The sequence below is a fragment of the Actinomadura atramentaria DSM 43919 genome (genome assembly GCF_000381885.1).
Lineage (GTDB): Bacteria > Actinomycetota > Actinomycetes > Streptosporangiales > Streptosporangiaceae > Spirillospora > Spirillospora atramentaria.
In genome coordinates, this window is the sequence record NZ_KB907233.1 from 1 (window position 1) to 9,621 (window position 9,621).

The window sequence follows — 9,621 nt, forward strand, 5'->3', positions numbered from 1 at the left end:
ACTGTCCCCCGTCCCCGTGTCCCCGAACGAGGCCGGGAGCTGGTGAGTAGGACTGACACCCACCACGGGGACAGCGTCCGGGGACACGTCCAGCTCAATCCCCGCGTGCCTGAGCAGCGCGGCCGAGTGCTCGGGCCGGAAGTCGGGGATCTGTACGGCCATAGGCGTTCCAGAATGCTGAACGAGTACCCAGCGGCCAGGGATGTCGGACGATGCCGCGCGGGGCCGAGTGCCGACGAGCTTGTCATAGTGGGACGGCTGGAATCGCGCCAGAAGCTTGTTTCCGAACATGCTCCGGACGCTTCCGCCCTTTCCGAGGTTGCCGCCCCCGAGAGCATCGGCTGTCATGTCCTGACCGGCCCACACCATGCGGATACCGAACGATCGTCCCATGAACGCGATAGTGCGGATGTCCCGGAACACGGGCGGAGTCTTGGAATCGCTCTTTTCGCGGACGAGATCCCAATAGGTCATGCTCATTTCCGCAAACTCGTTCTGCTCTTCGAGGAACAGATAAATCGGGTCCCATCCTTCTTTGGGACCGCGCTTGCCGAGCCTGCGGGCATCGAGTTCGTTGACGACCTTGGCGACTGCGTTCCACATCCTCGGTATTCCATCGAGAGTGCGGATTCCGCCAATATCGTTGTAGAGGTAGAACCCGGGGATGTGCTCGGACCCCTCGAATGAGTCGCCCTTGACGTCAATTCCGATCATCGTGGGGACGCCATGAACGGCCAACTGCGTCAACAGCAGCCGGTTAACAGTGCTCTTTCCTGCGCCGGTACCGGCTGCCAGCGCCAGGTGTACGACCTGGCCGGAGAAGTCGAGTCGCCTGATTTCGCGTTCTGTGCCGAGCCCGATTAGCGGGTGCCACATGTCGCCCTGGATCAGGAGATCGGCGACGTCTTCGAACGCGACGTACTTCGGGGGGGACGGCTTGTGACTCAGGGTGAGGAAGTATGGGGCTTGGTCGTTGCGGGAGGTCTTCCACTCGCCCCCGATGCGCTCGCTCGCGACTCGGACGACCTCTGGGAACATCATCGTGCGGTGATGCTCAGGGAGCGGGATGACCACCTGCGTGGACGGGTTGGTGCCCGCGTCCTTCGGCACCACGATCCCCTCGAGGATCTTGTCCGGCTCGACTCCGAGCACGGGCCCCAGAGCCTTGGTCATCGGCCCGACGACCCGGCGACGGTGGCCGAGCGCGGAGCCAGTCCGCCAGACGGCCCGGACGAGGTAGACCGAGCTGCCCGCAGCGAGCATGACGAACAGGACGCGGGCCTCTACCGCGATCCACAGCAGCACGACGGCGGCCGGGTAGGGCGTGGCCCGCAGGACGGCGGGCCGACCATAGAACGGGGAGAGACCGCCGGGCCGACGGTCAGCGCTGTGAGCCGAGCGCCACAGAGTCGCCCCTGCGTGGTCCCGGCCAGTGCTCGCGCCGAGCACTTGATCCCCGGCCTTGAACTGGGCCTTGGCCAGGTGTCGCCGGACGCGCCAGGTGCCGAACGCCACGGCGAACGCCATGAGCAGTGCCCACGGCAGCCACTCAAGCCCGGCGTCCGCGAACGCGGAGTAGGTGGCGCTGAGCCCGCGCAGGAACGCACGAACGACGTCGAAGAGGGTGCTCATGCCTATCGGTCCTCCCATCGGCTCAGAGGGCCACTCACGGCCTCACGGCGGTTGATCACGGTGTCGGGGTGGGGAGCGCTGACGATGATGCGCGCGGCGCGCGGCCGGGGAGCTGCGAACAGCAGCACACCGGCCAGCATGTAGACGAGTCCGGCCGCCACCCGTGCCGGGCCGCCGGCGAACTGGGGAAGGGCCACGGCCACGCACACCGCCACGGCGAACGCGACGGCGGCCGGGGTGTTCTTCGTCGTCATCGCTGACCCTCTTCCAGCGTCCCGGGGGCAGAGGGACGCGGACCCGGGGACATGATCGACGGTAGGCCCTGACCGAGGTCAGAGTCACGGTCGTTCCCGGGCGGACGTCCCGGGATCTGCTCCCGGGACGTACCGCCGAACTCATGCGCGGGCACAGCAACGACCGGGATCATGCCCGCAGCGCTCCCGAGGTAGTGACCCGGGATGAAGCCGGGACCGACCGGGGCCCCCGGCTCACCCGGGATCACGTACACGGTGGGGGCCGGGTCGCTGCGTTCAGCCCGGCCGGACGAGCCGGACCACGTGACGAGGCGCGGCGAGAACGCCAACGCACCCACGGTCACACCGGCACCGAACGCACCGAAGACGGTCATGCCTACTGACAGGATGTCCATTGCTGATCTCTCTTCTGAGTTGCGATCGGCAGACGGGCCGCGCTTCGGCTGGAATCGAGGGCGCGGCCCGTCCCGTACTTGCTCAGGGAGCGCCTTCCAGGTGGCTCATGCCTGAGCCTCTTCCTTCACCAGGGACAGCGCGGGTCGCTCGTCATCGCGGGCCGCTTTGCGGGCCCGCTTGATCGCGGTCCGGATGTAGTCGTCGTTCATCGTCACGTTGCGTGCGCCGAGCCAGGCCCGGACATCCGCCGGGCCGGCCTGCATCCCCAGCACGGCGAGGGCCGCTCTGACGCGCGCCGCATCGGACCGCAGGGCCGCCAGGCGCTCGCCTTCCTCCCGGAGATCCGCGGGGACGTCGTTGTCGGCCCTGCGGCTCTGTGAGGGACCGCCGGGGTCCGGGTCCGGGTCATCGTCGTCGGCGGGTTCGTCCCGGCCCGCGTTTCCAGACGGTGCCAGCGGAGGGGGGATCACTTCTTCGGTTGACGTCGGGACGTCCAGACGTCCCGACGTCCTTCCCGGTTCATCGGCGGCCGAATGATCCGGGGGCACGTCAAGACCAGCGAGTGCAGGGGGATCGCTGAGAAGAGGCGTCATCGAGGCGGGGGGGATCGCCGCGCTGTCCGCCGGAGGGTTTGACGTCCAGGCGTCGGGACGTCCCTGCGTCTCTGCGGCGCTCGTCCGGTCGCGGTGGATCATGTGGGCGAGTCCGGCCCCGAGCCCGAGGACGAGCACGGGCAGACACGACACGAAGATCACGACCCACCACGGGGCCGCCTTCGCCTTGTTCACCTCAAGGAGGTGATAGACGACCTGGCCCACCATGCCGAGTCCGAGGGCTCCGATAGCGGAGGCCCGAGCGAACGCGCGGGTCGAGTCCTTCACGGGGGCCGAAGTGAGCCATGCCGACATGGCCAGGGCCGCGTATGCCTCGACCCCCACCGGAAGCGTGATCGCGCTGTTGATCGTCAGCGTGTCCACGATTCCAGGGAGGGGCTTGACGGGCCCGAAACCGGTCAGCTCTCCGAGCCCGACCCAGCCGGACCACGTGGCGACTCCGGCCGGGAGCGCCAGGAGGACGAGGGGCCAGCGGCGCGGCCACCGAACCGCGTCGCCCCCTGCGGTCATGCCCTCCGCGTGTTGTGCCAGCGGGCGAGACCCAGACCGATCACGAGCGTCCCGGCCGGGACGAGGACGGAAGCGGTCAGGGTCACCCACCCGGGGGCCCCCTCCGTAACCATGCGCGCCGCCGCGAGGGCCGGTGTGAGCGCCAGGAGGACGAGGACGGTCATCACGAGGCGGTACAGCATCGAGGGGGGTCCTTCCCTGTCCGGGTGTGGGTTCAGCGGGAACGTCTCCCGCGTTCGCCGGTGCTGCGGACGATACCGCCGCCGGCCTCTGGTCAATCTCACTCGTCATTGGGAGCGTCCTCATCCCTGGTCAGGAGGGCGGCCACTTCGTCAAGGTGCTGAAGTCCGATGCGGACGATCGCGTCGTTGACGGCTTTCTTCGTCCACTCGCGGCGCGTTTCGATCACGACCTCGATGCGCCGGGTGTCAACCTCCGCGAGGACTTCATCCGACACGAGCAGTCGGGCGGGCGGCTTCTGGGCCATCGGGCGTCTCCGTTCGCTGGGAGGCGCGGGTACCCCTGTCACGGCTGTCATAAAAGTCATCGTGACAGGAATGCGCGCTCTTGCCAAGACCTGTCTTGGCTGTCATCGTGGTTGGTGGTTAGGCGCTGTGCGTGATGACACGAGGTGTCACCACTGCCAACGTATGTGCAGTGGATCATGCCGCCAAGTGCCTGACCACTGAAACAGAAGAAGGCCCCGCCGGGAGTCCTGGACAGACATGACCCGGCGGGGCCGCCACTCCCAAGAAGGGAGGTCTTCCCATCATGGCGAAGACCGAGACCGAGATCCACTCGGGGGGCCCGGCGTGAGCGCCCGGTACACCCGCCGGGACGGGGTCAAGACCGCGATCACGGCCCTGAGCGTCGGCATCGTCGCCGGAGCGCTCTACGCGCTCCCGCCGGTCGTGACCGTGCCCGTGTGCTGCGTCGCGCTCTACCTCGGCGGTGTGCTGGACGGCCAGGCCACGCGGCGCGGCGGCCGGGTCGTGGTGTGGTGCCAGAAGGCCCGGACGGACACGGCGGACTCGCTGCGCGAGATGGTCCGTCGTCCTGCGGGGGGTCGTTGATCGTGGCGCAGAAGACGCCCCCGCCGGACCCGAAGCGCGATGACTACGACGCGTACACGCGCGCCGAACTCGCGCGCCTGAACGCGAACGCGCGTGAGCAGGAGCGGCGCCGCGAGGCTCGCGCCCGGGAGCGCGGCGAGCGATGACGGTCGTGACCGCGCAGGCGCTCGCGGCCGTCGCCCTCAACACCCCATGAACCGGCGGCCCCTCCGCAGCACCCCGGCGGAGGGGCCGCCCCCCTCGGAAGGAACGACATGACGAAGAAGAACGGGCCCGAGCCGGAGACCGACCCGACCCGGATCGACTGGCCGGCCCGGCAGGCTCGCGCCGCGATCCCCTTCGAGGTGATCGCCGGTCGTCCCGTCAACCCGCACGGCCCGACCGGCGTCCGCCACGGCCGGAACGAGATGAAGCACTGGGGCGAACAGCTCGCGGCGGACGCGCTGGTCACCCTGACCGACCCGCACGGGCACCGCTGGGTGCTCATGATCCAGAGGGGCGACGGGCACGGGTGGGCCATCCCCGGCGGGAAGGTCGATCCGGGCGAGACCGCGATGCAGGCGGCCGTCCGGGAACTGGAAGAGGAAACCTGCCTGGCGCTCCCTGGCGCTCGCTGGACCTCGACCCCTCCGCGCTACGTGCCCGACCCCCGCGCGTCGGATGAGGCATGGATGGTCACGGTCCTGTGCGTCGCGGACCTCGGCGTCCGGGACCACAACGACTTCCCGGAAGTCGCCGGGGCCGACGACGCCGAACGCGCCGGGTGGGTCCGCGCGGACAGCTTCGAAGAGCTGAAGACGGACCTGGCCGGTCGGTTCTGGGGTGTCGTGTTCCCCGCGCACGTGGACATGCTCAGGGGCGTTCTGGGCTGACATAGCAAGGCCCCGGCCGCTCGAAGCGGCCGGGGCCGTTTTCTCATCTGCGAGTCACACCAGGATCAAGAGGAAGTTGTGGCACCGAACGTTGCAGGGTTCACGACACGCGGCCGGGATCTCACGCGGCGCATGGTCTGCGGGCGTAGCCTCGCAACTCGTCAACTGAAAAACCGAAGGGCCCCTGCTGGACCGGTTCGCACCCGGTTCAGACCCAACAGGGACCCTCACGCACAAGGGAGAGTCTACGTGACTCATGCCGTCCCGTCTCCAGTGCCCGCGCCGATCCGTCCAGGATCGGCCCGATGACGGCGGGGACCGTTCATCCGCTTCGCCGGGATCGTGAGCTTGTCCCGGGCTCGCCGGGGTGGGCTTACCAGGTCAAGCCCGGCAAGGTGTTCAAGGTCGAAGAGACCCGGCCGCCCAAGCCCACGGGCAAGAAGGGTGAGGAACCCGCCCAGGCGGCACCGACGAAGCTGGAATTCCGGACCGTCCTGGAATGGTGCCCCGAGGTAACCCGGGGCCTGATCACGTTGCGGCCCAACGGCGAAGTGGACACGTGGTACTACCGCGTGACCGTCAAAGACCAGCAAGCGACGATCTCCCACCGCGAACTCATGGCCGGGGACGCCTGGCGCGAGCGGTTTCGCGCCCCTGGCCTCGGCTTTCGCACCTGGCGGGAAGTCCTCACGAACATCGTGCTTGACCAGGCCGAACGCCTGCCGCTCACGCTGGCGGTCACGCGGACCGGTTGGCACACCGTGGGTGATGACCAGGTGTACGTCTCGGCGGACGGCCGGGCCCGGCCGTCCGGCCCCGAGGTGGACGTCGTGGGTGCCCCGCCGGAACTCGAGGCGGCGGCGGGCCCGGTCGAGCTGCCCGAAGGGCACACCGTCGCGGACGTGCTCGCGCAGGTGGTGAAGAACGCCGGATGGGCCCCGGTCTTCGGCATCGGGGTAGGTGCCCGCAGTCTCGGGCAGACGCTCCGGCCCGTCCCGGCCGCTCTGCTGGCCGTGGGAGACCAGAACTCGGGCAAGACGATGTTCGGGTACGCGGGCCGTCTGCTGGTCATGACGCCCCTGGCCGGGGATGGAACGGTGAAGTACCCTCCGCCGGTCACGGCGAAGATGTCGGAGGACACCGTCACCGACATCGAAGCGAAGATCGACTTTGAAGCCGACATGCCGAGCCTTCTGGACGATCTCGCGCTGACCCTGGACGCGCCGGTCCTCGTCCAGCGGGACGCGGTGGCGAAGCTTGAACGGATCATCCGGGCCGTGGGCAACGGGGGCCCGATGCGGGGCCGCCGCAAGCGGGACGGGATCACCCCGCAGGCGGTCCGGGCCGTCCGCACGATCCCCGTGCTGACCGCGCAGTCCCTTCCCCCGCAGATGCAAGCGAGTTTGTACCGCCGCGCCGTGGTCCTGAGCCTCGTCCCGGGTGACTGCAATTGGCGGTGGTGGAAGCAGATCAACACCATCACCGACGACGGCCCCGGGGACATGGCCCGCGTGATCGCGCCGGGCCTGCGCGCGATCGGGGACCGCATCATTGAGCGCCTGGCGGACGCCGAGGACCCGGCCGCGCTGCTGACGGACGCCGATGCGACCGGCCGCGCGGTCCTGAGCGAGCACGCGGACCGCGAGATTCCCGGGTGGGCCGACTCCGAGACCGGCATGGTCGGAGTGGTCGAGATGGCCGGGGCCATGCTCGGGGGCCTAGCCCTCGTCGCGGACGCGGCCGGAGTCGAGCGCCGCGCGCTGCTGGACGTCGTGGCCAGCCCGCTGGCGCGGTCCCTGGCTGTCCAGGGAGACACGATGGAAGACCGCAGGGAAGCCACCGACGATCTCAAGACCGCGATCGGGGACGTCATCCGGCACGGCTTCCTGTCGCGCCGAGCGTTCCTCACCGGCCCGGACGGGACGACCGGCACGACCTACCTCCCGGCAGGGCTCACGGCTCAGGCGGCCGGGCTCAGGCAGATCGGCATGGCCGAGTACGAAGGCCAGGGCGTGGCGTTCCACTACGTCCCGGCCTACGGAGGCGTGGCCGTGCGGCCGTCAGCGCTGTACGACCTGGCCCGCGCGTCCGGCGACGGAAGGACCGCCGGATACACCGCAACGTCGATCGGGAAGGCGCTGCGACGGGCCGGAGCGCTCGTCCCCGGGTCGGCCCGGCCGGTCAAGCGCGTGACGATCAACGGCGTCCAGCACTGGTATCTCGTGATCCCCGAAACGGTGATCTGGCCCGACCTTGCCGACGACGCAGGCGACAGCGGCCCGAACGACGCGGTCCCGCACGGCCAGGACGACGGCGGCCCTCATGGAACAGCGGAACAACCGACGAAGGAGAACACCGAATGTCCGACTCTCTGGACAGCATCGACAAGCTTGCCCGCAACCTCGGCGAGCGGCCCCGCTGGGAACGCAGCGATGTCCGGCTCTGCCGGTGCGGATGCGGAGACCTCCGTGACGACTGCGACAACCCCGAACCCGTCCAATAAGCAAACGTCCACGTCACCCGTGGTGCCCAGTAGTTCGCCGGCCGGGCCCGCGGCTGACGTTCGCGCAGGTGGCACGGCCCGCGCCGCTATTGACGCTCCGCCCGGGGGGCCCGTCCTGGCGGCCGGAGCCACCGAGCACGGAGTGACGTGGGTCGGCCCGGCCGGGGCCGACGTCGAAGACGGCGGGTACGACTCGCTTCCCGCGCTGCTAGCGGCCGTTTCCGAACGGATGCCCTCCGGCGGGACGATCGCGATCGACGCAGGCGCGGCGGCCCGGCTCGGGTACCCGGACAAACCCGTGAACGCGCGGCCCGGAGTGCAGGCCAAGACGCCGAGCAAGAGCGCCAAGAGCCGCCAGGAGTGCCGCGCGGTGACCGAAGCGGCCGGGGCCGGGTGGCAGCCGAGCGCAGCCGGGATCGGCGCGTGGACCGCCTGGCACGGCCCCGACAGGCCGTCGATCGTGATCGTGGTCCCCGAATGGATCGACCCGAGAAAGATGCGGGTGTCTGGCAAGCCCTACATCCTCGCTCACCATGACGCGCTCACGGCCGCTTACCTGTTGTCGCGGTACCGGCAGCTCACCGGGGTCAACTTCGTGATGACCTCCGGCACGAGCGGCGTGAACATGATGCGGGACGCACTCGGGCCGAACCGGGAGCGGACCGGCCGGAGGGCCCGCCGGTCGGCCCGGATGAAGTGGGACGGGGGCGACTCCCCTGCCTCTGGTGTCCAGGAACACGCGTGCGTGTGGGATCGGCCTCTCGACCGTCTGTCGGCGGACGAGCGCGCGATGCCGTACGTGGTCGGGTTCGACGCGGTGAGTCAGTTCCTCAGCGCTATGGTCATGGCCGTTCTGCCGTGGGACACCCTCACCCACACCGGCGTTCCGGTCGGGTTCGACGCGTCCGCCCCCGGCTACTGGCAGGTGTCGGGGGCCTGGCGGCCGTTCGACCTACTCCCTGATCTGACCGGCCGGGGAGGGGACGGTGGGCCGCATTGGCTCACGACCCCGACCGTGGCTCACCTCATCGAGCACGGGATGCCCGAAGAGATGATCACGGACGCATGGCTGCCGAGCGTCCGCCAGGACGAGCGCGGCCGGGAGCTGCCCCGTGGGGGCCGTCTCCTTCATGGCTCACCCGGAGTCGCAGAGAAGATCCGGGACGCGCTCGCCGCGATCGACCCGGCGACTCCCGACGCGGACGAAGCGGCTGTCAGAGCCGCGATCAAGGCGACCTTCAGCGAAGGCGTCGGGATGCTGAGGCACGGCACCGCCTACGTTCGGCGGCCGGACTGGTCAGACCTGATCATCGGCACCGCGAGAGCCACCCTTCTGCGGAAGGTCGCAAAGGTCGGCACCGAAACCGGACGGTGGCCCGTGCGCATCAACCACGACTGCGTGTACTACGCGGCGAACTCGACCGACGCGGCCCGGGAAGTCCCGACCTGGGAAGAGAACGGCGAAATAAAGAGCTGGAAACTCCCTAAGACCGGCGACATTCCCAAGCTTGGGGAATGGACGGTGAAGCCGGAAAACGTCCTCACGATGCCGGAATTCCTCGCTTCCGACGTCCGTGGAAACCCCCGGAAGGCATGAAATGCAGATCAGAGGAAAGGCGACCAAAGACCTCGGGCACGCTATATGGCAGGCGCTCACCGGCCGGGCCTACAGCACTCACGAAAAGCAAGCGGCCGATACTGCGGCGGCTACCGAAGCGATGATCGAGAAATGGGGATCAACGCGCGCAGTAGCGGAAAAGGTAGGGG

Annotated in this window: 9 protein-coding genes; 4 read left to right on the top strand and 5 right to left on the bottom strand. The window is 69.1% G+C overall.

The features are described from left to right. The 5 genes from G339_RS0131700 to G339_RS0131725 form a co-directional block, all read right to left on the bottom strand. Window positions 1-1,632 (bottom strand): P-loop NTPase family protein (locus G339_RS0131700; protein WP_026341956.1); only part of this gene is annotated, 1,632 nt, incomplete at its 3' end. Window positions 1,633-1,634: 2 nt separating this feature from the next. After that, window positions 1,635-1,886 (bottom strand): hypothetical protein, encoded by a 252-nt coding sequence (locus G339_RS0131705; RefSeq protein WP_019635085.1) that lies wholly within the window; start codon window positions 1,884-1,886, stop codon window positions 1,635-1,637. Between the two features lie 500 nt (window positions 1,887-2,386). Continuing rightward, complete coding sequence (locus tag G339_RS39255) at window positions 2,387-3,259, bottom strand: hypothetical protein (protein WP_157408144.1); 873 nt, start codon at window positions 3,257-3,259, stop codon at window positions 2,387-2,389. Between the two features lie 143 nt (window positions 3,260-3,402). Beyond that, entirely contained in the window at window positions 3,403-3,588 is a 186-nt protein-coding gene (locus G339_RS39260) for a hypothetical protein (protein WP_019635088.1), read from the bottom strand. Window positions 3,589-3,686: 98 nt separating this feature from the next. After that, complete coding sequence (locus tag G339_RS0131725) at window positions 3,687-3,893, bottom strand: DUF7970 domain-containing protein (RefSeq protein ID WP_019635089.1); 207 nt, start codon at window positions 3,891-3,893, stop codon at window positions 3,687-3,689. Between the two features lie 325 nt (window positions 3,894-4,218). On the opposite strand from G339_RS0131725, the gene G339_RS0131730 reads away from it, so the two are divergent. The 4 genes from G339_RS0131730 to G339_RS0131745 all read left to right on the top strand — a co-directional run bounded on the left by G339_RS0131730 (window position 4,219) and on the right by G339_RS0131745 (window position 9,451). After that, window positions 4,219-4,479, top strand: coding sequence for a hypothetical protein (locus G339_RS0131730; protein ID WP_019635090.1), 261 nt, complete (start codon window positions 4,219-4,221; stop codon window positions 4,477-4,479). A gap of 2 nt (window positions 4,480-4,481) precedes the next feature. Beyond that, entirely contained in the window at window positions 4,482-4,625 is a 144-nt protein-coding gene (locus tag G339_RS39265; protein ID WP_157408145.1) for a hypothetical protein, read from the top strand. Window positions 4,626-4,733: 108 nt separating this feature from the next. Further along, a complete protein-coding gene (locus G339_RS0131740; protein ID WP_019635092.1) occupies window positions 4,734-5,351 on the top strand; it encodes an NUDIX domain-containing protein in 618 nt (205 codons plus the stop codon). Between the two features lie 305 nt (window positions 5,352-5,656). Beyond that, on the top strand, window positions 5,657-9,451 hold the full coding sequence (locus tag G339_RS0131745) for a hypothetical protein (protein ID WP_019635093.1): 3,795 nt from the start codon (window positions 5,657-5,659) through the stop codon (window positions 9,449-9,451). Window positions 9,452-9,621 lie beyond the last annotated feature (170 nt).

Coding starts and splice junctions, on each gene's coding strand:
- G339_RS39260 (WP_019635088.1), bottom strand. CDS start 3,588: ATGCTGTACCGCCTCGTGATGACCGTCCTCGTCCTCCTGGCGCTCACA.
- G339_RS0131745 (WP_019635093.1), top strand. CDS start 5,657: ATGACGGCGGGGACCGTTCATCCGCTTCGCCGGGATCGTGAGCTTGTC.
- G339_RS0131740 (WP_019635092.1), top strand. CDS start 4,734: ATGACGAAGAAGAACGGGCCCGAGCCGGAGACCGACCCGACCCGGATC.
- G339_RS0131725 (WP_019635089.1), bottom strand. CDS start 3,893: ATGGCCCAGAAGCCGCCCGCCCGACTGCTCGTGTCGGATGAAGTCCTC.
- G339_RS0131705 (WP_019635085.1), bottom strand. CDS start 1,886: ATGACGACGAAGAACACCCCGGCCGCCGTCGCGTTCGCCGTGGCGGTG.